Genomic DNA, 23,465 nt, shown 5'->3' with positions numbered 1-23,465 from the left:
GCGGTAAAGATGCTTCGCTGCGCTCTGCATGACCGTTCTGGCTTGACGTTCTTTTTTCAGCCTGTCCAAAATAAAAACCCTGCCGCTGCGTCTTCTGCATCACCGAACATTTGCTTTCGAGGCGGTGTTAGGCCCGTAGTTATACCAGATTCTAACTAGCTATTTTCATGTCGGATAAAAATCCTAATAACAGCAAGAAAAAGAAGCCCCTGACCCCGGCGCCCAACCCGCGTCCGGGCTTGCAGCTTTGGGTACTGGCCGGCTTGCTGGTGTTCGTGTTCGGGGTGTTTGTGATGGGCAGACTGAACGAACCCGCCAAAATTGACCAGCAGAAATTCGAAACCATGCTCGCCGCTGGCGACGTGAAGGAAATCACCATCATCAGCAACCAGAAGGTGGTGGAGGTGCGCCTCAAGCCCGAGGCTCTGCAAAAAACGGAGTATCGCCAGGAGCTCACGCGCCGCACGCCTTTCGGCACGGCCACCACGGGCTCGCAGTTCTACTTTCCAATAGTGGACGCCAAGGTCTTCAAGGAAGACCTGGACAAGCTGCAGAAAGACGTGCCCGGCGCCCAGCGCCTGGGGCTCAATATTGAGGAGCGCAACAGCCCCGGCGATTACCTCGGCAGCTACGGCCTCATTCTGCTGATGATTGTTGGCTTCTGGTTCGTGATGCGCCGCATGGGCAGCGCCGGCGGCCCCGGCGGCCAGATTTTCAACATTGGCAAAAGCAAAGCGGCACTGTTTGAAGGCGGCGACAAGGTAAAAATTACCTTTAAAGATGTGGCCGGCCTCGAAGAAGCCAAGGAGGAAGTGCAGGAGATTGTGGAGTTCCTCAAGAACCCCAGCAAGTTCACCATCCTCGGCGGCAAGATTCCGAAAGGCGCGCTGCTGGTTGGCCCTCCCGGTACCGGCAAAACCCTGCTGGCCAAAGCCGTAGCTGGCGAAGCTGATGTGCCGTTCTTCTCCCTCTCGGGCTCCGACTTCGTGGAGATGTTCGTGGGTGTGGGCGCGGCCCGGGTGCGCGACCTGTTCAAGCAAGCCAAAGCCAAAGCGCCCTGCATCATCTTCATCGACGAGATTGATGCCGTGGGCCGCAGCCGTTCGCGCGGCTCGGTGCCCGGCGGCAACGACGAGCGCGAAAACACCCTGAACTCGCTGCTGGTGGAAATGGACGGCTTCGGTACTGATTCGGGCGTCATCATCCTGGCCGCCACCAACCGGCCCGATACCTTGGATTCGGCCCTGTTGCGTCCCGGCCGCTTCGACCGTCAAATCAGCATCGACAAGCCGGACATCAACGGCCGTACCGAGATTTTTCAGGTGCACTTGAAGCCCCTGACGCTGGGCCCCGACGTGGACGCCAAGCGTCTCTCGGCTCAGACGCCGGGCTTTGCCGGCGCTGAAATTGCCAACGTCTGCAACGAGGCGGCACTCATTGCGGCCCGTCGTGACAAGAAATTCATCACCGATCAAGACTTCACCGACGCCATCGACCGTGTGATTGGCGGCCTGGAGAAGAAGAACAAAATCATTTCGCCTGGCGAGAAGCGCATCGTGGCCTACCACGAAGCCGGCCACGCCATCGCGGGCTGGTTTCTGGAGCACGTCGACCCGTTGGTGAAGGTGAGCATCGTGCCGCGCGGCGTGGCGGCGCTGGGCTACGCGCAGTACCTGCCGAAAGAGCAGTTCCTCTACAACACCGAGCAGCTGATTGACGAGATGTGCATGGCCCTGGGCGGCCGCGCCGCCGAGGAACTGGTGTTTGGCAAAATATCGACCGGCGCGCTGAGTGACTTGGAGCGCATCACCAAGATGGCCTATAGCATCGTGACGATGTATGGCATGAACGCCAAGCTCGGCAACGTGTCGTTCTACGACTCAAAAGGTCAGAACGAGTACGGCTTCTCGAAGCCTTATTCGGAGGCCACGTCGCAGATGATTGACGAGGAAGTGCGCAGCATCATCGAGCAGGCGTACACCCGCACGAAGGAGTTGCTCACGGAGCGGCGCCACGAGCTGGAAGTAATTGCCAAGGAGCTGTTGGAGAAAGAAGTGCTGCAACAGGAAGACCTAACCCGCCTTGTGGGCCCACGCCCCTTCGACACCCAGACCAACTACCAGGCCCACATGGCCGGCACCGACCGCAGCGAAACTGCCAGCGAGGTGAAAGGCGAACAAGCTGCTGGCGGCAAGCTCGGCAGCGACCTGCCCGACCTGAACCTGCCCGGCATGGACGACAACGGCCGCAACAACGAAGCAGCGTCGCCCAGCGGCAGCGCGGTGGCTGGTTAATTCGATAAAATGTGTTTTGAAGAGCCAGCCCTTTTGCGGGGCTGGCTTTTTTATTTTACCGGTACTTTTGCCCCATGTCCGAATCTTCCCGCGACGCTGTTCTCGCCCGCATCCGTCAGGGGCTGGCGGCTGGCCCGGCGCTGCTGCCGCCGCGCCCCGATTTCACTGTCCCCGTGCACCCGCCGCTGGCCAATGCCGACCTGGTGGTGGCATTTGCCGAGAGCTTCCAGCGCGTAGGCGGCGAGTTTTACTACTGCGAGTCGCTGCCGCACCTGGCGGCGCAGTTGGCGGGATTCCAGAAGCGGCAGCAGGTGGGCGTGCCGTTTGTGTGGGAGCCGGAGATGCAGGCGCTGCTCTATAAAGCCGGCGTGGCATTTCGGGCCGATGAAACGGAGTTTATTGAGAAGGCTGATTTGGGGCTGACGTCCTGCGAGGCGCTGGTGGCGCGCACGGGTAGCGTGCTGGTGTCGGCCGCCACAGCCAGCGGGCGACGGCTCAGTATTTACCCCGACCAGCACTTGGTGCTGGCCCGGCCCAGCCAGGTGGTGGCCGAAATCGGCGACGCGTTGCGGCTGATGCAGGCCCGTTACGGCGCGCAGATGCCTTCGATGGTATCGCTCACCAGCGGCCCCAGCCGCACGGCCGACATTGAGAAAACGCTGGTGCTGGGCGCGCACGGGCCGCGCCGCATTGCGCTGTTTTTGCTGGAAGAAGAGGAATAATGAACAGGCCCCGGCCGTCATGCAGAGCGCAGCGAAGCATCTTTACCGCCATAGTAAATAATTGCGTTGCGCGGTAAAGATGCTTCGCTGCGCTCTGCATGACGTTTTGATTATCACGCTTACCGAATGAAGCAACCCCTTACCCTGCCCGATTTGGCGCTGCCGCCCGGCAAAAAGGTTTATTTCGCCTCCGATTTTCACCTCGGCGCGCCCGATGCGGCGGCTTCGCTGGCGCGGGAGCGGCGCATTGTGCGCTGGTTGGATGAGGTGGCGCCCGATGCGGCGGCCATCTACCTGTTGGGCGATTTGTTCGACTTCTGGTTTGAGTACAAGCACGCTATTCCGCGGGGCTTTATCCGGCTGCAGGGCAAGCTAGCGGAACTGACGGACGCGGGCATGCCCATTACCATCTTCACCGGCAACCATGACATGTGGATGTTCGGCTACTTCACCCAAGAAATGGGCATTCCGGTGCTGCGGCAGGAGATTTCGCAGCGCATCGGCAACCAGTTGTTCCACATCGGGCACGGTGATGGGTTGGGGCCGAAGGACTATAGCTACAAGGCGCTGAAACAGGTGTTCACGTCTGGACTGGCGCAGTGGCTGTTTGCCCGGCTGCATCCCAACTTCGGCATCGGCATGGCCAATAAATGGAGTCGCCGCAGCCGCATGCAGGCCGGCAAAGACGACACCAAGTATTTTGGCGACGAAGAATGGCTGCTCCAATACTGCCGCGAGGTCGAAGCCCGTTCTCACCACGACTACTACGTGTTTGGTCACCGCCACCTGCCGCTCGATGTGGAAGTGGCGCCGGGCAGCCGCTACGTCAATCTGGGCGAATGGGTCAATTATTGCAGCTATGGCGTGTATGATGGCAAGGAACTGGCTTTGCGGCATTTTGAGCAGGAGTGAGGACGGCGCCAGCCGTTCACCTCACCCCCTGACCCCCTCTCCTGAGGAGAGGGGGCACCGGTTCGTAAAGACGATTCTTCCCACTATTTCGTCAGGAGCAAATCCAGTGCCCCCTCTCCGCAGGAGAGGGGGGCAGGGGGTGAGGTTGGCCGTGTGCGCCGTCTTGGCATTAGTTCTAACGCCAGCTCACGCCCAAGTCACCGTCCCTTCCGCCGCCTCTACTGCGCCTGCTTCTCAGCAGGTAGTAGCCCCCATAACCCCCGCGCCCGCGCCCCAGGCCGATGCCAGCGCCGCGCCCACCGCCGCACCCTGGAAGCTACTCCGCGACATCAAGCTCCGCAACCCCGGTGCGGCATCGCTGGACCGGCGTGGGGCGCTATATGTGGCCGATGCCGACAACAACCTGCGCCAGTACGGCCCCGAAGGCCTGCCCCTGAATACCTACGCGCCCACGCAGCCGGGCCACGCCGCCCAGGTGGAAGCCTGGAATGTGACCACCACGCTGGTCTTCAACGATGACCGGCAGCAGCTCATTCTGCTCGATAGGTTCCTCTCGCTCATCAGCGAAGTGCGGCTGGCGGACTTTGTGGACGGCACCATTCGGGCGGCCACGCTGGCGCCCGACAACCGCATCTGGCTGCTTGATGAAAGCAACCTCGTGCTGCGCGCCTTCGACCCCAATACCCAGCGGATGGTGCAGAACACCCCGCTTGACTTGCTGATTGGCCGCTCCCGGCCCGACTTCCGTTTCCTGCGCCAGTATCAGAACAATATTTACCTCGTGGACCGCAGCACGGGCATCTACGTGTTCGACAACCTGGGCAACTACAAGAAAAAACTGCCCTTCACCGGGCTGAGCATGATTGGCTTTCGGGGCGATGAGCTGTATTACCTCGACGCCGGGGCGCTGCACTTTTTCCACCTCTACAACCTGACCGAGCGCCGCGTGGCCCTGCCCGTCGGCCTCGACCCGGCGGCGGTACGCCAAGTGCTGGTGGGCGAAACGTACGCGTATATTTTCACGGCGGCGGGAGTGGCAGTCTATCAGATGCCGTAGGGGTGGCCAATGGTTGAGGCTAGCGGCAGCGACGGCTGAGCCGTAGCAACCTGCATGAGGAGGGGCCGTTAGGAAGTACAGTTCTTCCTTTCCACTTCCAATCCTCTTTTTTATATGAAAGCTCTCCGCATTCACGGTGCCCGCGACGTCCGGGTTGATACCGTCGACGACCCTGAGATTCAGGACTCGCGCGACGCCATTATCCGCGTCACCAGCACGGCCATTTGCGGGTCGGACCTGCACATTTACAACGGCAGCATTCCGCAGCCCCGCCCCATGACGCTCGGCCACGAGTTCATGGGCATTGTGGAGGAAGTGGGCAAGGGCGTGACCAACCTCAAGCGCGGCGACCGGGTAGTGGTGCCCTTTCCTATTGCCTGCGGCCATTGCCTGTTTTGCAACCACGAGCTGCCCGGCCACTGCGAAAACTCCAACCCCGAGCACTACGGCCCCGAGGGCGGCCTGATGACCGAAAAAGGCGGCGCCCTCTTCGGCTACACGGATTTGTATGGCGGCTACGACGGCGGCCAGGCCGAATACGCCCGCGTGCCCTACGCCGACTTCGGTCCCCGCAAAGTGCCGGATAACCTGACCGACGAGCAGGTGCTTTTCCTCACCGATATCTTCCCGACGGGCTACTCCGGCATCGACTGGGCCAACGTGAAGGGCGGCGAAACGGTGGCCATTTTTGGCGCCGGTCCAGTGGGTATCATGGCCGCGAAATCGGCTTGGCTGCGCGGCGCCTCGCGCGTCATGATTATCGATACCCAGCAGTACCGCCTCGACCTGGCCGCCAAAGCCGCCCGTGCCGAAGGCATCCTCTGGGAAAGCCACGACCAGGTGGTGGACGAAATCCGTAGCAAAACCCGTGGCTACGGCGCCGATGTGGTGGTGGAAGCCGTGGGCTTCGAGCCCGACCGCAGCCTCGGCGACCGCGCTAAAGCCGTCATCAACCTCGAAAAAGGTTCCGATAAGGTGCTGCTGGCCTGCATGAGCGCCGTGCGCCGCGGCGGCTTCGTGTCGGTGCTGGGCGTGTATTCCTCGCCCTTCGACAACTTCCCCATTCACCAGTTCTTCGATAAGGGCATCATTATGCAGGCCGGCCAGGCCCCGGCCCACAAGCACATCGACAAGCTGCTGAAGCACGTATCGGACGGCGACGTACGGCTCGATGACATCATCTCGCACCGTCTGCCGCTCTCGCAGGCGCCGCACGGCTACGACATCTTCCGCCACAAAAAGGACAACTGCACCAAGGTGGTGCTCAAGCCCGGCTCGTAAGCGGCTGAGTTGCTTTTGAAGCCAAGAGAAACGCCCCGGCCGGTTTGGTCGGGGCGTTTTCTGTGAGGCTTGAATACCTTTGAGTTGCATCGATTACAAATTTTATGAGCCACTGCCCGAAGCGCTGGTCTTTGCTGGCGCTGCTGTTGCTACCTGAGCTGCTGTGGGCCCAGAGCACCGCCCCGCGCGCGCTGCCCGCTAAGCTCGCTCCCGGCCTGCAAGTCGCTAACCGCAACACCCCGCAAACCGTGCGCGTCCGCGTGGCCGACCCTGCCGCTTTTCGCGCTTGGCTGCATCAGCACCTGCCTAATGCCCAGGTTTCGCAGCCTAGTACCTCGCCCTGCACCCTCACCGTGGCCGGCCTCGATGCCGCCGCGCTGGCCCAGCTAGCCGCCAGCCCGTTGGTTGATTTTGTGGATGTGCCCGACCGCCGGGCCCACGAAGAGCGCCGTCTGAATAATTCCGACTTGTCGGTCAACGGCTTCACCGCTGCCCAGGCCCGCTACCCGCAACTCACCGGGCAGGGCCTCACGGTGTCGGTAAAAGAACAGCCTTTCGACCCCAACGATATTGATTTCAAGGGCCGCGTGGTGGCGGCCGGCGCCTTTCCAGGCCCGGCATCCGACCATGCCACGGCCATGGCCACGCTCGTCGGCGGGGCTGGCAACTCCGACCCGCTGGGCCGCGGCGTGGCCCGCGAAGTGCGCTTGGCCACTTCTGACTTCGCCCGCCTGCTGCCCGACGACGGCCCGCAGCTCGCCCAAGCCGGAATTTCTATCCAAAACCACTCCTACGGCGTTGGTATCGAGAATTACTATGGTGTGGAAGCCCTGGAATACGACCGGCAGTGCCAGCAGTACCCGCAGCTACTGCACGTGTTTTCGTCTGGCAATTCGGGCACGGCGGCCAGCCCCAGCGGTACCTACCAGGGTCTGGCCAGCTGGGCCAACCTCACCGGCCAGTTCAAGATGTCGAAAAACACCCTGAGCGTGGGTGCCACCGAACCCGGCGGCCAGGTGGCAGCCCTGAGCTCGCGCGGCCCCGCCTACGATGGCCGCGTGAAGCCCGAGCTGGTGGCTTACGGCGAAGGCGGCTCCTCCGAGGCCGCCGCGCTGGTATCGGGCCTCGGCGCTTTGGTGCAGCAGGCCCACCGCGACCTGCGCGGCAGCCTGCCGCCCGCCGCCCTCGTGAAAGCCGTGCTGCTCAACAGCGCCGACGACCTCGGCCGCCCCGAAGTCGACTTCATCAACGGCTTTGGCCAGGCCGACGCGGTGGGTGCCCTTGCCACGGTGCGCGAAGGGCGTTTCTTCAATGGCAGCGCTACGCAGGGTTCCGTACAAACATTTGCCATCGTCGTGCCCGCCGGCCAGCAACAGCTCAAAATCACCCTGGCCTGGAGCGACCCCGAAGCGGCTGCCAACGCCAGTCAGGCCTTGGTGAACGACCTCGACCTGGAGCTGTTGGATGGGAATGCCGCCCAGCGCTGGCTGCCGTGGGGCTTGAGCACCGCGCCGCGCGCCGATTCCCTGGCCCTGCCCGCCCGCCGTCGCCCCGACCACCTCAACAACGTGGAACAAATCACGCTGGCCGCGCCCGCGCCGGGCATCTGTTTTCTGAAGGTGCGGGGCTTTGCCGTGCCGCAGGGGCCGCAGGCTTTTAGCCTGGCTTACGAGTACAGCCCCGTAACGCTGGAATGGCACCGCCCGCCCACGCCCGGCAACGTGCCGCCCGGCGCGTCCACCACGCTGCTCTGGCACTGGAATGGCTTTGCTGCCGCCACCGGCCGCCTCGAATACCGCCCGCTGGGCCGCACCCAATGGCGGCTGGTGAGCCCCGCCGTGCCGCTGGCGCCCAACCGCTACGCCTTGGCCGTGCCCGATACCACCGCGCTGGCTCAGTTGCGTTTCGTGGTCGGCAGCCAGAATTTTCCTTCCGATACCTTCGCCATTGCGCCCGCGCTAGCCCTGCGGGTCGGCTACACCTGCCCCGACGAAACCCTGCTGCAATGGCGCCGCGTGCCCGGCGCCACCGGCTACCAGGTGTACCAGTTGGGCGCTATCACGTTGGTGCCATTGGGGCTGCCCGTGGTCGATACGGCCCTGGTTCTCAGCCGCGCCCAAATGGCCCAGACGCGCTACTACGCCGTGGCGCCGCAGCTGCGCGGCACCATAGTGCGGCCCGGCACCACCATCGACTTCGCCACCCAAGGCACGGCGTGCTACTTCCGCTCCTTCCTGCCACGCCAATTGGTCGATGAGACTATTCGGTTCGATGTAGTGCTGGGCACGGTGTTTCGCCTAAAATCGGCCACGCTAGAGCGCCAGCGGCCCGATGGCAGCTTCGAGGCCGTGCAAACCATCAGTCCGGTTGCCAGCCCCACGTTTGCGTTCAGCGACCAGCCGCCGGCCGCCGGCCGCTACCTCTACCGCGTGCGCCTCGACAACGTGGCCGGGCAGCAATTCTACAGCAATACCGAGGAGGCATTCCTGCTCCGCGCCGGCCTCATTCAGGCCTACCCCAACCCCGTGCAAGCCGGCGCCCCGCTCACCGTAGTGGCCAACAGCACGGCCCCCGTCACCATCCGCCTCTACGACATGCTGGGCCGGTTCCAGCGCACAGCCACCGCCGAAGGACTTATCAATTTGATTGAAACCACTGGACTGAAGCCCGGGCTTTACCTGCTACAGGTGCAGCAGGACAACAAATCCGGCCAAACGCTGAAGATTGTTATTCAGTAGGCCCGCCGGATTGGGCTGCGGCCAAACAGCAAAAAGCCCCGACTCGAAGGAGCCGGGGCTTTTTGTTTGAAGCACTAACCGAAGTTAGTAGATGTAGTTCAGGGCCGTGAGGTCATTGCTGGTGAAGGGCCGGTTCACGCCGTTGCCCACGCAGGCAAGCATCCAGGAATTGGGCTCGGCTGCCGAGGGCGTGCCGGGAATGAGAATGGCGCCCACCGAGCTGGCGCCTTCGTTGGAGGCGCTGCCGCCGCAGCTGTAGGCGCGGTTGTAATAGTCGGTGTGGCGCATGCCGATGCAGTGGCCCATCTCGTGGGCCATGATGGTGGCAATGTAGTTAACGTTGGTGCTGTTGATGACATTCGGCACCAGCGTGAAGCCCGGTGCGGGGTTGCCGCCGCTGGGGAAACCGCCCGACTGGCCCAGCACGCCCGTGCCCAGGTTCGACGAGTACTTCACTGGCATCTCGGCCCCCGAGCTCACGCGGCGGAAGGTTACCCGCAGGCCAGCGGCGTTGTAGCGCCGGATGGCCTCGTCGATGGCCGACACATAGGCCGAGGGAAACGAGCTGCTGATGCTCACGGTGAGTACGCGCGGCAGGCTGCCCACCAGGTTGGTGGTGCGGTACTGCTCCTCGCCGCCCACGCGGAGGGTGGAGTAGCCGGGGGCACTGGCCAGCAGCTCATTAGTCAAGAGCATGTCGCCCTCCACCACGTAGCCGCCGTCCACGGCTTTCACGTCGGAGGTGCTGAAACCCAAGGCTTTGATTTGAGCCATGGTATCTTGTGAAACGGCCGCTGGGGCAGCGGCAGCCGTTTCCTCTTTTTTGCTGCACGAGGCAAGGGATAGAGTTGCGCCGGTTAGGGCGAGCAGGGAGAGAAGTTTGAGGTTTTTCATAGAACTTTTTGGGGTGAGGTTTTGGTGAAGAATGGGCGAATATATAGAGAGCCAATTGCGAATCGCATCACGGTTAAGCAGAAATTTTAAAATAATTTTAACATAAACCCATTTTATTGGTATTGCAGAGGCTTTTTTAGGCTTTTTAATTGCGAAAAATGACAAAATTTTATAAGTAGCAGTCTAATAAGTTATTGTAATAATTACACGCTTCACAAAGGCGCAAGAAGCTGTTCGAGGGTAACGAAGCCGGCCGTGCGAGCGGCTTGGTCTTGGCCCAATACCCCGGCGGAAGCGCCTGTGCTATTTGTGTATCTTTGCTAGGAACCGAATTTTCGCGGAAAACCAGGCGCTACTGCCATTTTCCCTCAACTATATAATCTCAGCCTCATGGCTTGCTCAACTTGTTCAACCGGTGGGGGCTGCGGCACCACCAAAGTAGGAGGCTGCGGCTCCAAAGGCGGCTGCAGCTCCGGCGGCTGCACCCGCATGAATGTGTTCGATTGGCTCCAGGACGTGGAGGTGCCCGATTCATTTGCCGGGTTCGACATGGTCGAAGTTCGCTTCAAGGGCGGCCGCAAGGAATTTATGCGCAACGACCTGCGCCTGCCGCTCGTGACCGGCGATGCCGTGGTGGTAGATGCCGCCGGCTCCGGCTGGCACCTAGGCCACGTGTCGCTCAAGGGCGAGCTGGTGCGCCTGCAGATGCGCAAGAAGAAAATCCCCACCGACTCCAAGGAAATCCGCAATATCCTGCGCATTGCTACTCCCGACGACGAGGAGCGTTGGCAGGCCGTGCGCGACCTCGAAACCGGTACCATGTTCCGGGCCCGCGCCGTGGTGAGCGAGCTGCGTCTGCGCATGAAGCTCAGCGACGTGGAGTATCAGGCCGACCGTACCCGCGCCCTGTTCTACTACTCGGCCGAAGACCGGGTGGACTTCCGCGAACTCATCCGCCGCCTGGCCGACGAGTTTCGGGTGCGCGTGGAGATGCGCCAGATTTCGCTGCGGCAGGAAGCCGGCCGCATTGGCGGCCTCGGCATTTGCGGACGTGAGCTGTGCTGCTCGACATGGCTCACGGACTTTAAAACGGTGAGTACCACCGCCGCCCGCTATCAGAACCTGAGCCTCAACCCGCAGAAGCTGGCCGGCCAGTGCGGCCGCCTCAAGTGCTGCCTCAACTATGAGCTGGATGCCTATCTGGATGCGCTGAAGGACATTCCGCAGGTGCAGCGCCCGCTGAAAACCAGCAAGGGCGAAGCCTTTTTGCAGAAAACCGACATCTTCCGCCGCCGCATGTGGTTTGCCTTCAAAGGCGACAACAACTGGGTGATGCTCGACACGGCCCGCGTGAAAGAGCTGCTGGAAATGAACAAGCGCGGCGAAATCATCGAAAGCCTGCTGCCACCCCGCGAGGAAGCGCCCGAGCCCGAAGTTTCGGCCATCGTAGAGGGTTCTTTGGACCGTCTCGACGACAAAATCAAATCGAGCAGCAAGCGCAGCAAACGCAAAAAAGGCAAAGGCGAAAAGGAGGGCGACGCCCCCGAAGCCCGCGCCCCGCGCGAAGGCCGCGAGCCCCGCGCTCCGCGCCCCGAGCGTGAGCCCCGCGCCGCCCAGGAGCCAGGCGCCGAGCAGCCGCGCGAAGCCCGCGAGCCGCGTGAAAACCGGGAGGGCCGCCCACCCCGCGAGGGCCGCGAAGGCCGCGCCCCGCGCGATGGCCGCCGTCCGGCTGGTGCCGCACCCGGCGGCCCGCGCCCACCCGAGCAAATGACCAGTCCCGGCCCCGGCGACGCCGATAATACGGTGCCGGCCCTCGGCGATACGCCCGAGCAGCGCGGCCGCCGCGGTGCCGCCGCCCGCCCCCTCAACCGCCGCGGCGGCCGGGGCCGCGACGGTGCCCCGCGCTCCAATGCTAAAGACGGCGCTGCCCCCACCGGCAGCTCCGAGCCGCGCCCCGAAGGCGGCCGCAACCGTCGTCCCAACGCCGAAGGCGGCGAGTCCCGGCCCCGCCGCGAAGGCTCCGAGCCGCGCGCTGAGGGCAGCGGTGGCGAGCGCCGCGAAGGCCGTGGCGGGCGCAATCGTCGCGGCGGCCGGGGCCCAGCCGGGGAGGGCGGCGCGGCCCCGTCAGCGCCCGCACCGGCGGGTTCGTAGACAGTGGCTTTATTGATTTTGAATGCTCATTCTTCGCATGAACCAGCGTTTTGCCTTCCGGGCGGCCATTGTGGCCGTGCTTCTTTGCGTGCTTTCGGCCTGCGACCCCAACCGGGTGTTCGAGAAGAACATCGACTTCCCGAATAACTCTTGGGACGTGCAGCAGAAGCCCTCTTTCACCTTTGCCATTGAGGACACCACGGCGGTGTACGACGTGCATTTCAACGTGCGCCACGCCTCGGCCTACGGCTACTATAACCTCTACGTGAAGCACACCCTGACCGGTCCCGCCGGCCCGGTGGGCCAGCCGGGCCTGCACCAGATGCTGCTGATGGACCCCAAAACCGGCGAGCCCAAAGGCAGCGGTACCGGCGACATCTACGACATCCAGTTTCTGGCCCTACCCAAGCAGCATTTTGCCAAAGCCGGCAACTACACCCTCACCCTTGAACAATACATGCGCCAGGACCAACTGCCCGGCCTCATGGCCATGGGCGTGGAAGTGACGAAGCACGTGGAGAAGAAGTAGGCCCGGGGTGTAGGCTAGATGTTCAAAACGAAAGAACGTCATGCGGAGCTTGTCGAAGCATCTCTACCGCGCAAGTAATTAAGTTTACTGCTGCGGTAGAGATGCTTCGACAAGCTCCGCATGACGTTCTTTTTGCGCGATTTATAGCGCGATTCAATACCTATTGAATACGGGCGACGTCCACGGCGTTCGGGCCTTTTTTGCCGGCTTTGATGTTGAATTGTACCCGGTCGCCTTCCTGAATTTCGTGGATGAGGCCGGTTTGGTGAACAAAGATTTCTTCTTGGTTATCGTCGGCGACGATGAAGCCGAAGCCTTTGGTGTCGTTGAAAAACTTAACGGTGCCGGTGAGCATGTGCGTGGGGTGATGAGAATGGATGGCCGGTCGAGGAGCCCGACGCTGCGCCGATGGCCCAGCTTGGGCAAAGGTAAAATGGGTACGCTGAACCGCGGCTGCACCGGCGCGTATAGCCAGAGAGTTTATTCCTCACCGATTCCCGCCCCAGCCCTCTCATGGACAACGAGCAATTGAACCTGAACACCGAACCCAACGACATCGCCGGCAACCGCATCGACGGACCGGTGGGCAACACCGCCACGCAGCACACCGCACCGGGCGCCGGGGTGGGCCAGCCTGGCGGGCCGCCCGCGTCGCAAAAAGCTTCCAATGCCACCCCCGATGTGAGCAGCCCGGCCGCGCCCGCGTCGAGCGAGTCGCTGGCCGATTCGGAAACCAGCGTGGGCGAGGGGGCCGTGGAGGCCAACCCGAAGCCGCAGGAAAACAAAGAAGCCGACCCTGCCGACCTGGCACCCGAAGGCGCTTACGGCGGTAATTTCAGCAACAGCACCCAGGACAGCTTCAACGACCAGGCCCGCCGCGATAACCAGGACAGCGCCGCCGCTCGTGGCGAGTTCGGCGCGCAGGGCGAAGGCGGCAACACCCACGGCGGCTTCGGCAACCAGAACCGGCTGGCCGACTACGAGCCCCGCAGCTCGGCCGAAGATAAATACTATGGCGGCCCCGGCGCCCCCGGCCCGCAGGACAATGCCTACCGCGACTACGACGGCCACGACCAGCGCCCCGATGCCCGCACCGAATACGGCTTCGAGGCCGGCAATACCGTTTCGCTGGACCCCAGCGCGAAAACCGCCGACACGAACGACAACGGCTCGCCGAAAGGCACCGACAGCGGCTACGCCAGCGATTACGGCCACACGTCGCTGCGGTCGGCCGCAAGCAGCACCCCGCAAGGCGATGCAGCCGGCCTCGACCGCCGCAACCAGACCGAGGATTACATGCCCGCGCCCGCCAGCCCCGCCAATGCCACCGCCGGCACCGCCAACCCCGAAGCCGGCAGCCAGCACTCCGCCAGTGGCCAGGGCTACGGCGACCGGGGCCGCAACCAGCCCAACGAAACCGCAAACCCCAGCACCGGCGACGCCCGCAACGGCTACAACAGCACCGAGGTCAACAAGGGGGACGAAAACAAGGGAATCGGCTCGAAAGGCGGGTCGTACAACGACCAGTACGACGACAGCCAGCCCAACAGCCGCGCCGGCTCGCCAGCCAAAGGCGAGGAACGCACCGAAGACCGCGCCCAGAACTACGGCCAGGAAGCCCGTCAGGAAAACCGCGCCGGCGAGGACAATGCCGCCGACCACGGCGCCCCCAACCGCAACGCCGGTCGTGACGGCGAAAAGGACGAGTAAGGGCGGTGAATGCCTGAAAAACAGAACGTCATGCTGAGCGTAGCCGAAGCATCTCGCGTGTGGTAGTAACTCAATCGGTCAAAGATTTTGATTACTGCTGCACGCGAGATGCCTCGGCTACGCTCGGCATGACGTTCTGTTTAGGCCGCTACGGCAACCTTTTACCGATGCACCTTTACCTTGATATCGTATTGATAGCGAGGCTGCCCGCCGAGCGGGATGGCGAAGAAAGGGAGGGCCGTATCGTATTGGTCGGTCACGTACATCACCATGTCGTTGGGGGCGGGCTTGGTGGAGGTGAGGCGGAAATCGAGGCTGAGGCCGTGCTCTTTGTCGGCAATGGGCAGGGTGCTGCTGGTCCATTCGCCGTCGCCGCTCATGGCGCCGGGCTGGCCGTTTTTGGCGATGCTGAACACGTTGAGCGTGGCCGCGTTGTCCACGTCAAAGTTGCTTTGCTTGATGCTCACCACCTTGTCGTTCACGAAAGGGTAGAGGTGGACCGTGGTTTTGCTGGCCGTGGCCGGCAGCCGGAAGCAGTACTCGTAAGTAAAAGCGTTGCCTCCCTCCACCGACACATTCGCCGTGGGGCTGGTGCTGAAAAAGTAGCGGTACAGGTTGCCGTCGTTGCCGGTGAGGCCGCGGGCCACCAGCTTAAAGACACGGCCTTTGAATTCGTCGACCTGTTCGCCCTCCAAGGGGTTGAGCGGGCCAAAGGTGTACCACTTGCCATCGTATTTGGCGTCGTTGCCAAAGGTCTGGCTTTTGAGCAGGCGGCCGGTGGGGTTGGGGTTGGTGGGGCGCGGGTCGCGCGCCTGGGGGCCGCTGAAGGTGCTGGGGCCGCCGTAGAGGCTGAACGACGTGGTGGTGTTGGCAGCGCCTTTCAGGTCGTCGTTCTGGCCGCCGCAGTCGGGGTCCCACACGCGGATGTAGACGGGGGTGCGCTGGTTTTCAGGGATGAGAAAGAAGAAGGTCTGGCTGAAATCGTCGTCGCCCCACTGCTTGTCCGACTGCGCGCCGAAAGTGACGAGGCTTTCCACCCGCTCGCCAGGATTGGGCACGGCCTGGGCCCGGGCGCCGGCCAGCGGAGCGGCCAATAATGCCACAAAGGCACTCTGAATTAAAAAACGGTGTTTTCCCATGCAGCCAAGATACCGAACGCCGGCCAATTGCCTCCCTACGGCGGAGGTATTATGCCGACGAGTAGGCGGAATCGGTTGCTAAATTGTATGTTTACGGTTCGTTAGTCCCTGCGCCCATGCCTGCTGCCGTTCGCGCCACCGCTGATTTTTTTGACCAAATAACCAACGACCTGCTCGTTCTGCGCGTGGTGGCGCAGCAGCGTTTTCGCCCCCTGAGCGCCGAGGAACTCAACCGCCGCCCCAGCCCCAGCCGCTGGAGCGCCGGCCAGTGCCTCGAGCACCTCAACATTGTGGGCGGCTACTACTTGCCCAGCATTGCGGCCCGCATTGCCAAGGCCCAGGCCCGGGGCTCGAAGCCCGCGCCGTTTGTGAAGCAGGGCTACATTGGCCGCCGGTTTATTGAGGCCATGCGGGCGCCGGTGAGCGTGAAAGCCTACACCTCGCCCCAGCGCTACGCCCCCACCGGCACCCGGCTGCCGCGCACCGTGGCCGAGGTTTTCAGCCGCCAGATTGACGAGCTTTTGCGCCTCGTGCTGCTGGCCCGCCAGGTAAACGCCAACGCCGTGCGAATCCCCAACGCTATTTTTCCGCTCCTGCTGTTTCGCCTCACCGACCAGCTGGAGTTCATGGTGGTGCACATCCAGCGGCACGTGGCCCAGGCCGAAGCCGTGCTGCAAGGCAATGGTGTGGTGGGGGCCAGCGCTTCGGCGGCGTAGCGCCAGGGCGCTATTTGCCGGATAAAAAGTAAGTGGCCGTGAGCTGCAGGCTGCGAAGCGTGCCGGCTTGGTTGGGCATCTGGTAGCTGGCCGGGTAGTCGGGGTTAACGTTCAGCAGGCCAAAGCTGTAGCCCAGCTGGGCCTGCACAGGGCCCACGCGGTAGCCCACGCCGGCCGCCACGCCCGCATCGAAGCGGCGCGCCATGGCGCTGGCCTCGCTGCTGCCCAGGCCGGTGCCGCCGCTGCCGCCGCCCGTGGAGGTCATGAAATCAGGAAACTCATTGCCGAAGGCGAAGCCCACGGAAGAGCTTTCCGATTCGTTGAACGTGGTGCCGGGCTGGCCGGGGCTGGAGCCGCTGACGCTAATGGTATAGTTGGCTTTGCCGCCCACCCCGACCGCCAGATACGGCCCCGCGAAGAACTGGAGGCCGTGGTCGCCGCCCGGCGTGTACACCACGTTGAGCGGCAGCACCAAGTAGTTGACGCGGCAGGTGGCCGTTATATCCTCGCGCAGCTGGATGCCGAAAAAGTCGGCCGTGACGCTGGCTTGCTGCTTCACGCCCTGCTGCGAAAACAAGAGGGCCGGCTGAAAGGCCCATTTATCCCACTGCATGTTGAGCACCAGGCCAATTTGCGGGGCGACGATGGACGACTTGCTATAGTTGTAGGAAGTGCCCGGGGCGACGGTCGTTTCCAGGGTGTTGAACGTGGCCGTGGCCAGGTTGGCACCCACGCGCGGGCCGAACGTGACTTGCGCTTGCGCCTGCGCGCGCGAAACCAGCCCCGCGAGCAGAAGACCGGAAAAAAGTAGCGTTTTCAGCATAACCAAAATGGTTGGGGTTGGGTAGAAACACGGCTGGCTGTGGCGCTCAGCCGAAGCAAATCTACAGAAGTTTGCGAACCATCATGGGGCGCGAAACGGCGGAGTGCTTCGGCCAGCCGGGCCACTATTATGCTGCGTGTGCAATAAAACCACTTGGGGCATCTTTATAACCTCAACCATGCCTTCGTGCTTGTTCCGGCTTATGCGTTTCCTCCTCTTTGCCTGCCTGCTCCTGACCATGTTTTTCAGCGCCGACTCTGCTTCGCCTCCGCCTACCGGCCCCTACGCGGCGCGCTGGAAGAAAATTGACGCCCTGCTGGCCAAAAACCAAACCGCCACGGCCGCGCCGCTGGTGCAGGCCATCTACCAGCAAGCCAAAAAGGCCGGCGACGACCCCGCCTACGTGCGGGCGCTGCTCTACAAAATCCGGCTGCTGCAAGCCAAAGAGGACGATGCCGAAGAAAAGGCCATTGCCTTACTGGAAAGCGACTTGAAAACAGCCACCTTTCCGGCCCGGCCCATCCTACACTCGCTGCTGGCCGAACTCTACACCAACTACCTCAGCCAGAACCGCTACCGCCTCTACCAGCGCACGGCCGGCGCCCAGCCCACGGCTGACGGCGACCAAAAAATCGCTGACGGCGGCACCGGCCTCGCCACCTGGGACATGGGCCGGCTGGGCACAGCCATTGTGCAGCACTACTACCAATCGGTGGAAGACGAGCCCCAGCGTCAGCTCCAAACCACGTTGGCCCAGCTCGGCGACCTGGCCACGGCCGGCGACGCCGAAGGCCGCGCCCTGCGCCCCACCCTCTACGACCTGCTGGCCCACCGCGCCATTGAGGGCCTGAAGAATCAGGAGCTATACATCACTAAGCCCGAGCAGCAATTCCAACTTACGGAGCCCAAGCTGTTTGGTACCGCGCAGGAATTTGCGGCGCTGAAGCTGACGGCCCCGGCCGGCGACTCGCTCAACGGCCAGTTTCATGCGCTGCGCTTGTTGCAGCGCCTCACGGCCGCACGCCTGCCGCTGGCGGCGCAAAACCCGGCCGCGCTGGCCGACGTGGACCGGAGCCGCCTCGACTACCTGCACAGCATCACCGACAACGGCGCCCTGGACGACCAGTACGAGCCGGCGCTGCTGCGGATGATAGAGGCTTACAAAGACCTGCCAATCAGCACGGAGTTCATGGTTGATTTGGCCGAAACCATCCGTACCAGCCGGCCTAATGAGAGTGGTAACGTGGCCGCGCTGGATTGGGTCAAAAAAGCCGAGGCGCGGTTTCCAAAGTCGCGCGGCGCAGCGCGGGCGCGATTGGTGCGGGAGGAAATTGAAGAGCCGGAAGTGGCCTTTGAAGCGTCCGAAATCGTCGTTCCCAACGAACCCTGGCGGCTGGACCTGAAGGCCCGCAACGTGACCGGGCTGCACGCCTGGGCCTACCGCATTTCGTTGAAAGAGTGGGAGAAATCGAAGCAATACGACGAGAAAAACCGCACCGTAGCGCAACGCTATGCCCGCGCCTTGCGGGCCGCGCCGGCCGCTACCTGGGCGGTGCCCGTGCCCGCGCACCCGCAGGACTATAGGGAGTTGAAATTTCCGGTGGCGGGCGCGGCGCTGCCTGTCGGGTACTATTTGGTCATCATCAGCAACCAAGCCACGAAGCCCACGGAGGCGCGGGCCGGTGCGGTGAGCAGCTATGGCTTTGTGGGGGCGAGCGAGCTGAGCGCGGTAAACCGGCGGGATGGTGCTACAGGAGCTGCTCAGCTGCTGGTGTTGCAACGTCAGAGTGGGCAACCCTTGGCCGGGGTGCAGGCGCAGGCCACTTACCAGTATTACGACCGGAAAACCAATAAGTCGGTGACCAAAGTAGGCGCTGCTACTCAGACAAATGCCACGGGCGAAACAGCCTTACTTAATCCGGAGAACTCGACGGCCGACCCGCTTGACTACAGCAGCCGCATCAGCACCGTGCGTATCTGGCGTGGACGCGATACGCTAAAGCTGACCAACATCAACGGCTACTACCAACTCAGCCGACCCGACCAGGCCCAGCGCCACACCTTCCTCTTCACCGACCGGGCCATTTATCGGCCAGGCCAGACAGTTTATTTCAAAGGCATTCTCACTGAAAGCCGGCGCGGCAAGGCCAGCCTGCTCAAAAAAGAAACCGTGAGCGTGCAGTTGATAGATGTGAACGGCCAGACCGTACAAACGCTGCCCTTCGCCACTTCCGATTTTGGCTCCTTCAATGGCTCGCTGGTGCTGCCCACGGGCCTGCTGAACGGCGAAATGCAGCTGCGCACCGACCACGGCAGCCTCAGCTTCGCGGTGGAAGACTACAAGCGGCCCACCTTCTTGGTAACGCTCGACTCAGTGCCCGGCCGGCCGACGCTGGGCCAGCCGCTCACCATTGGCGGGCGGGCGCGGGCCTACGCCGGGCAGGCCACCGATGGCGCCGCGGTGAGCTACCGCGTGACGCGCCGCGAGCTGTTCCCGTTGTTTTACGGCTACGGTGGGCGCGGGCGCTACCTGCCCGGCGCCAACCGCGGCGGCCAGGAAATTGCCCACGGCACCGCCACCACCGACGCTGAGGGTCGGTTCAGCATCACCTTCACGCCGCCGTTGGTGCCCAAGCCTACCGGCCGCCGCTGGGAACCCGGCTACATGTTCGAAATCACGGCCGACGTGACCGACGCGGCCGGCGAAACCCGCACCGGTACCCGCAGCGTGTCCATCGGCCGCAACCCGCTTAGCCTGCAGCTCACCGGCCCCGAGCTGGCCGACAAGCAGCACCTACCCATCTTCCGCTTGCTGAGCACTAACGCCACCGGCGAGCCGCTGCCCGCCACCGGCACTCTGCGCCTGCTGGCCCGCCGCTACCGCCCCAACCCGCCCGGCGTGCCCGGCCCGGCTCCCGAAACCGAGGACAACGAGGCCCCCGCCGAGCTGGTGAAAACGCTGACCTTTGACACCAAAGCCAGCCCGGTGCTCGACCTACAAGCCGCGCTGGCCGCCCTGCCCACCGGCCGCTACCGCCTCGAAGCCTTCACGGCCGAAACCGACACGGCCCGGCACGATTTCACGCTCTACGATTCGCAGGCGGCCACCATACCCTTCGCTACGCCCGATTGGTTTGTAGAACCAGCTGATACCGTGGCGCCCGGCCAGCCAGCCACCCTGCTGCTGGGTAGCAGCGAAACCGACGCCCGCATCCTGCTGGAAGTGGAGCGCGAAGGCCAGCTGCTGCGCTCCGAATGGCTGACGCTGCGCGCCAACGAGCAGCGCCGCCTGAGCATCGAAAGCGGCCCGATAGCGGCCGTGGGCCCGCTCTACATCCACACGCTGCAAGTACGCGACGGTCGCCTCTACCGCCACGATGCCACCGTGCAGGTGGCCGAGAAGCCCCAGCCGTTGCAACTCAGCATTGCCACCTTCCGCGACAAGCTGCAACCGGGGCAGAAGGAAACCTGGCGCGTGAGCATCCATCAGGCCAACGGCAAAGCGGCCGATGCCGAGCTGCTGGCCACGCTGTATGACCAAAGCTTGGACTTATTCCGGTCCCACAGCTTTATGGGACTGGATTTGGGCCAGGCGTATTATCCAGCGCGGTTTGGGTGGCAGGGGAATTTTGAGGAGGTGAATTCGGACCGACTGTTTGGAGACGGAGTGATGGAATTTGATACGCCGGTTCGTTATCCCATGCTGAAAATATGGGACAGCTATGCGGAAGAAGTGCCTGACCAGGAAGAACTAAAAGAAAAATCGGTGAGCCGAGTGACAGTGCGCGGAAACGCAGTCATGAGAATGGATGCAGATATGATGATGGCGGCCCCAGCACCAATGGCCTCGGCAGCAATGTCTGACAAATCAGTAAGAAGCCAGGGCTCGGGCTATATTAATATGAATCAAGAGTCTGAAGCAGGTCTTGTTAGCCAAGTAAATAAGCCCGACCTCACTGCCGTGCCCACCCGCACCGATTTCCGCGAAACGGCCTTCTGGATGCCTGCTCTGCACACCGACAAGAACGGCGACGTGGTACTCGAATTTCAGATGCCCGAGGCCGTGACGCGCTGGCAGCTGCTGGCCCTGGCCCACGACCAGAACCTGCACAGCGGCCAGCTGGCCCGCCAGCTCGTCACCCAAAAGGAAATCCAGATTACGCCCAACGCGCCGCGCTTCCTGCGGCAGGGCGACACCTTCACCTTCCCCGCCAAGTTCTCGAACCTGACCGACCACGCCACCAGCGGCACCGCCCAACTCTTTCTGCTCGACGCCGCCACCGGCCAGGACCTCACCAGCCAGCTGCTGAAGGGCCCGGCGCAACAGTCTGTATCGGCCGCTGCGCACCAAAGCGCCGCGCTGGGCTGGGAAATCAGTATTCCGAATGACTTCGCGCCGGCCGCGGTGACGTATCGGGTCGTTGTTAGTTCTTCGTTGTCAGTTGTTAGCGCAGGTGACACGAAGAAAGGCAAAAAGAAGAAAGGTCTGACAACTGACAACCAACAACCAACAACTAGCTACTCCGACGGCGAGGAAAACACTCTCCCCGTTCTCCCCAACCGCATTCTGCTCACCGAGAGCCTGCCGCTGCCCATCGTGGGGCCCGGCACGCGCACGTTTGAGCTGAGCAAGCTCACGAGTACCAGCAGCCCCACGCGGCGCAACTACAGCCTAACGCTGGAAATGACGGCCAACCCCGCTTGGTACGCCGTGCAGAGCTTGCCCTACCTGATGGAGTACCCCTACGAGTGCTCCGAGCAAACCTTCAGCCGCCTCTACGCCAACCTGCTGGCCGCCCAGATTCTCAAAGCCAACCCGCGCTTCAAAACCGTGCTGGCCGAGTGGAAGCGCCAGGCGCAAAGCGGCACCGCCGCCCAGAAAAACGCCCTCAGCAGCAAGCTGGCCCAGAACCAGGAGCTGAAAAACCTGCTGCTGCAGGAAACGCCGTGGGTACGCGACGCCCAGGGCGAAACTGAGCGACTGGCCCGCCTCACCGAGCTGTTCGATGAAACCCGCTTGGCCGGCGAAACCAGCCGCGCCCTGCTCAAGCTGCAAAAGATGCAGCTGCCCAGCGGGGCCTTCCCGTGGTTTGAGCGCATGCCCGACGACCGGTACATCACCCAGCTCATCGTGGCCGGCTTCGGCAAGCTGAAAAAGCTGGGTGCCTTTGATGCCAGCCAGGACGCCCGCGCGGGCGATATCCTGGCCAGTGCCGTGGGCTACCTCGAAGCTGGTCTGGCCCGCGACTACGCTGAGCTGCGCCGGCAGAAAGGCGTGAAGCTGGCCGACAACCACCTCGGCGACGAGCAGATTCAGGCCCTCTACGCCCGTAGCTTCTGGCCCCTGCTGCCCGAAACGCCCGCCGCTAAAGCGGCCTTCGCTTACTACCGCGAGCAAGCGGCCAAGTACTGGCCCGCCCAAACGCGCTACCTGCAAGCCCAGATTGCCCTGGCGCTGAACCGCCAAAAGCAAGCCGCGCCCGCCGCCGAAATTCTGCGCGGCCTCTCCGAAAACGCCCTGCACTCGCCCGAATTGGGCATGTACTGGAAGGAAGTACGCGGCGGCTACTACTGGCGCGAAGCCCCCACCGAAACCCAGGCTACCCTCATCGAAGCCTTCGATGAAGTCAAAAACGACCAAAAGTCGGTGGACGAGATGAAGCTCTGGCTGCTCAAGCAGAAGCAGACGCACAGTTGGGAAAGCACCCGCGCCACCGCCGATGCCTGCTATGCCCTGCTGCTGCGCGGCTCCGACTGGCTGATGCCCGCCCAGCCCCTGCAAATCACTGTGGGCGGGCAGCCCATCAAGCCCGAAGCCGCGCAAGCCGGCACCGGCTACTTCAAAACCAGTTGGCCCGCCGCTGAGGTGCAGCCGGTCCAAGGCAAAGTGACGGTGACGAAGCCCGACGCGGGCGTGGCCTGGGGCGCGCTCTACTGGCAGTATTTCGAAGACCTCGACAAGGTGACGGCTGCCGCCACGCCGCTCAGCCTGGAGCGCGAGTTCTACCGCGAAACCCGCACGGCCGGTGGCCCGGTGCTGGAAAAGCTCACGCCCACGTCGCCCCTGAAAATCGGCGATGCGCTGGTGGTGCGCCTCGTGCTCCGCACCGACCGCGCCCTCGAATACGTGCACCTCAAAGACCAGCGCGCAGCCGGCCTGGAGCCCATCGGCCAGACCAGCGGCTACCGCTACCAGAACGGCCTGGGCTACTATGAAAGCCCGCGCGACGCCGCCACCAACTTCTTCCTAAGCGAAATGCCGCGCGGTACCCACGTCTTCGAATACCGCTTGCGGGCCAGTCAGGCCGGCGACTTTTCGGGCGGCCTTAGCCAGGCGCAGTGCCTGTACGCGCCCGAGTTTGGGGCCCATTCGGCCGGGGGGCGGCTGCGGGTGGCGCGGTAGCCGCTCATCGGGGTAAAATAGGCCGCTGGGCCTCAGAAATGGCCTCTATAGCGTTTAAAACCACTTTGGCCTTGCATTTAAACGGGGCAGCGTGTA

At 63.1% G+C, this 23,465-nt stretch carries 15 protein-coding genes; 11 read left to right on the top strand and 4 right to left on the bottom strand.

The features are described 5' to 3' along the window. The first annotated feature begins 167 nt into the window (after nucleotides 1–167). The 6 genes from ftsH to Q5H92_RS23495 all read left to right on the top strand — a co-directional run bounded on the left by ftsH (nucleotide 168) and on the right by Q5H92_RS23495 (nucleotide 9,004). Nucleotides 168–2,294, top strand: a complete 2,127-nt coding sequence (gene ftsH, locus Q5H92_RS23520; RefSeq protein ID WP_305014020.1) for an ATP-dependent zinc metalloprotease FtsH — start codon at nucleotides 168–170, stop codon at nucleotides 2,292–2,294. A 74-nt stretch (nucleotides 2,295–2,368) separates the two neighbouring features. Beyond that, the gene (locus Q5H92_RS23515) at nucleotides 2,369–3,016 is read left to right on the top strand and encodes a LutC/YkgG family protein (protein ID WP_305014019.1); all 648 of its coding nucleotides are present in this window, start codon (nucleotides 2,369–2,371) and stop codon (nucleotides 3,014–3,016) included. A 126-nt stretch (nucleotides 3,017–3,142) separates the two neighbouring features. Next, entirely contained in the window at nucleotides 3,143–3,928 is a 786-nt protein-coding gene (locus tag Q5H92_RS23510; protein ID WP_305014018.1) for a UDP-2,3-diacylglucosamine diphosphatase, read from the top strand. A 163-nt stretch (nucleotides 3,929–4,091) separates the two neighbouring features. Beyond that, nucleotides 4,092–4,985, top strand: a complete 894-nt coding sequence (locus Q5H92_RS23505; RefSeq protein WP_305014017.1) for a hypothetical protein — start codon at nucleotides 4,092–4,094, stop codon at nucleotides 4,983–4,985. A 114-nt stretch (nucleotides 4,986–5,099) separates the two neighbouring features. Continuing rightward, on the top strand, nucleotides 5,100–6,266 hold the full coding sequence (locus tag Q5H92_RS23500; RefSeq protein ID WP_305014016.1) for a zinc-dependent alcohol dehydrogenase: 1,167 nt from the start codon (nucleotides 5,100–5,102) through the stop codon (nucleotides 6,264–6,266). A 104-nt stretch (nucleotides 6,267–6,370) separates the two neighbouring features. Then, the gene (locus Q5H92_RS23495; RefSeq protein ID WP_305014015.1) at nucleotides 6,371–9,004 is read left to right on the top strand and encodes a S8 family serine peptidase; all 2,634 of its coding nucleotides are present in this window, start codon (nucleotides 6,371–6,373) and stop codon (nucleotides 9,002–9,004) included. Nucleotides 9,005–9,088: 84 nt separating this feature from the next. Here Q5H92_RS23495 and Q5H92_RS23490 read toward each other — a convergent pair whose 3' ends face one another. After that, complete coding sequence (locus Q5H92_RS23490) at nucleotides 9,089–9,778, bottom strand: M57 family metalloprotease (protein ID WP_305014014.1); 690 nt, start codon at nucleotides 9,776–9,778, stop codon at nucleotides 9,089–9,091. Between the two features lie 510 nt (nucleotides 9,779–10,288). Here Q5H92_RS23490 and Q5H92_RS23485 point away from each other — a divergent pair. After that, a complete protein-coding gene (locus Q5H92_RS23485; RefSeq protein ID WP_305014013.1) occupies nucleotides 10,289–12,049 on the top strand; it encodes a PSP1 domain-containing protein in 1,761 nt (586 codons plus the stop codon). 37 nt (nucleotides 12,050–12,086) lie between these two features. Beyond that, nucleotides 12,087–12,578 (top strand): gliding motility lipoprotein GldH, encoded by a 492-nt coding sequence (locus Q5H92_RS23480; protein WP_305014012.1) that lies wholly within the window; start codon nucleotides 12,087–12,089, stop codon nucleotides 12,576–12,578. Between the two features lie 160 nt (nucleotides 12,579–12,738). On the opposite strand, the gene Q5H92_RS23475 is transcribed toward Q5H92_RS23480, so the two are convergent. Next, nucleotides 12,739–12,933, bottom strand: a complete 195-nt coding sequence (locus Q5H92_RS23475) for a cold-shock protein (protein ID WP_305014011.1) — start codon at nucleotides 12,931–12,933, stop codon at nucleotides 12,739–12,741. Between the two features lie 158 nt (nucleotides 12,934–13,091). Between Q5H92_RS23475 and Q5H92_RS23470 the strand changes: the two genes are divergently transcribed. Then, nucleotides 13,092–14,288: a hypothetical protein gene (locus Q5H92_RS23470; protein ID WP_305014010.1), complete on the top strand. Its 1,197-nt coding sequence runs from the start codon at nucleotides 13,092–13,094 to the stop codon at nucleotides 14,286–14,288. Nucleotides 14,289–14,449: 161 nt separating this feature from the next. Here the strand turns inward: Q5H92_RS23470 and Q5H92_RS23465 are convergent, their stop codons facing one another. Next, nucleotides 14,450–15,427 (bottom strand): hypothetical protein, encoded by a 978-nt coding sequence (locus Q5H92_RS23465; protein WP_305014009.1) that lies wholly within the window; start codon nucleotides 15,425–15,427, stop codon nucleotides 14,450–14,452. A 116-nt stretch (nucleotides 15,428–15,543) separates the two neighbouring features. Between Q5H92_RS23465 and Q5H92_RS23460 the strand changes: the two genes are divergently transcribed. Then, complete coding sequence (locus Q5H92_RS23460) at nucleotides 15,544–16,143, top strand: DinB family protein (RefSeq protein ID WP_305014008.1); 600 nt, start codon at nucleotides 15,544–15,546, stop codon at nucleotides 16,141–16,143. A gap of 10 nt (nucleotides 16,144–16,153) precedes the next feature. On the opposite strand, the gene Q5H92_RS23455 is transcribed toward Q5H92_RS23460, so the two are convergent. Beyond that, a complete protein-coding gene (locus tag Q5H92_RS23455; protein WP_305014007.1) occupies nucleotides 16,154–16,966 on the bottom strand; it encodes an outer membrane beta-barrel protein in 813 nt (270 codons plus the stop codon). A gap of 202 nt (nucleotides 16,967–17,168) precedes the next feature. Between Q5H92_RS23455 and Q5H92_RS23450 the strand changes: the two genes are divergently transcribed. After that, nucleotides 17,169–23,369: an alpha-2-macroglobulin family protein gene (locus Q5H92_RS23450; protein WP_305014006.1), complete on the top strand. Its 6,201-nt coding sequence runs from the start codon at nucleotides 17,169–17,171 to the stop codon at nucleotides 23,367–23,369. The last annotated feature ends 96 nt before the right edge of the window (nucleotides 23,370–23,465 follow it).

The organism is Hymenobacter mellowenesis (genome assembly GCF_030581005.1).
GTDB lineage: Bacteria > Bacteroidota > Bacteroidia > Cytophagales > Hymenobacteraceae > Hymenobacter > Hymenobacter mellowenesis.
The sequence above is the reverse complement of the archived record's forward strand: the minus strand, read 5'-3'. Positions and strand labels throughout refer to the sequence as shown.

Bases quoted from the DNA above. Each gene is read 5' to 3' on its own strand.
- ftsH (WP_305014020.1), top strand. From the start codon at position 168: ATGTCGGATAAAAATCCTAATAACAGCAAGAAAAAGAAGCCCCTGACC.
- Q5H92_RS23480 (WP_305014012.1), top strand. From the start codon at position 12,087: ATGAACCAGCGTTTTGCCTTCCGGGCGGCCATTGTGGCCGTGCTTCTT.
- Q5H92_RS23475 (WP_305014011.1), bottom strand. From the start codon at position 12,933: ATGCTCACCGGCACCGTTAAGTTTTTCAACGACACCAAAGGCTTCGGC.
- Q5H92_RS23455 (WP_305014007.1), bottom strand. From the start codon at position 16,966: ATGCTGAAAACGCTACTTTTTTCCGGTCTTCTGCTCGCGGGGCTGGTT.
- Q5H92_RS23470 (WP_305014010.1), top strand. From the start codon at position 13,092: ATGGACAACGAGCAATTGAACCTGAACACCGAACCCAACGACATCGCC.
- Q5H92_RS23485 (WP_305014013.1), top strand. From the start codon at position 10,289: ATGGCTTGCTCAACTTGTTCAACCGGTGGGGGCTGCGGCACCACCAAA.
- Q5H92_RS23495 (WP_305014015.1), top strand. From the start codon at position 6,371: ATGAGCCACTGCCCGAAGCGCTGGTCTTTGCTGGCGCTGCTGTTGCTA.
- Q5H92_RS23515 (WP_305014019.1), top strand. From the start codon at position 2,369: ATGTCCGAATCTTCCCGCGACGCTGTTCTCGCCCGCATCCGTCAGGGG.
- Q5H92_RS23490 (WP_305014014.1), bottom strand. From the start codon at position 9,778: ATGGCTCAAATCAAAGCCTTGGGTTTCAGCACCTCCGACGTGAAAGCC.
- Q5H92_RS23510 (WP_305014018.1), top strand. From the start codon at position 3,143: ATGAAGCAACCCCTTACCCTGCCCGATTTGGCGCTGCCGCCCGGCAAA.
- Q5H92_RS23450 (WP_305014006.1), top strand. From the start codon at position 17,169: ATGCGTTTCCTCCTCTTTGCCTGCCTGCTCCTGACCATGTTTTTCAGC.
- Q5H92_RS23500 (WP_305014016.1), top strand. From the start codon at position 5,100: ATGAAAGCTCTCCGCATTCACGGTGCCCGCGACGTCCGGGTTGATACC.
- Q5H92_RS23460 (WP_305014008.1), top strand. From the start codon at position 15,544: ATGCCTGCTGCCGTTCGCGCCACCGCTGATTTTTTTGACCAAATAACC.
- Q5H92_RS23465 (WP_305014009.1), bottom strand. From the start codon at position 15,427: ATGGGAAAACACCGTTTTTTAATTCAGAGTGCCTTTGTGGCATTATTG.